We start from the raw sequence: 223 nt of genomic DNA, 5'->3' as shown, positions 1-223 counted from the left end.
TCACGAAGGGTTTCCGGGTCCGGTCGATGGTGAGCGCCTGGGCCACCGGCTGAAGCGTCCTCTCCACTTCGCTCGCCAGGATGGTCCGCACCTCCTGGGGCGAGATCTCCTTGTTGTAGCGGCCGGCCGAGATCGCCTCCGTGATCCGCATGGCGGTGGGCACGCCGAGATCGGCCTGGATCAGGGCGTCCTCCAGATCCTGGAGGGTGGCCTCGTCGAGCTT

Annotated in this window: 1 protein-coding gene; it reads right to left on the bottom strand. The window is 67.3% G+C overall.

Going from position 1 to position 223, the window contains the following annotated elements:
- Positions 1–223 (bottom strand): signal recognition particle receptor subunit alpha (locus E4K09_RS03070; RefSeq protein ID WP_193557239.1); only part of this gene is annotated, 223 nt, incomplete at both ends.

This window comes from Microvirga pakistanensis (genome assembly GCF_004458765.1).
In the GTDB taxonomy this organism is placed as follows: Bacteria; Pseudomonadota; Alphaproteobacteria; order Rhizobiales; family Beijerinckiaceae; genus Microvirga; species Microvirga pakistanensis.
This window is presented reverse-complemented; position numbering and strand designations above follow the sequence as displayed.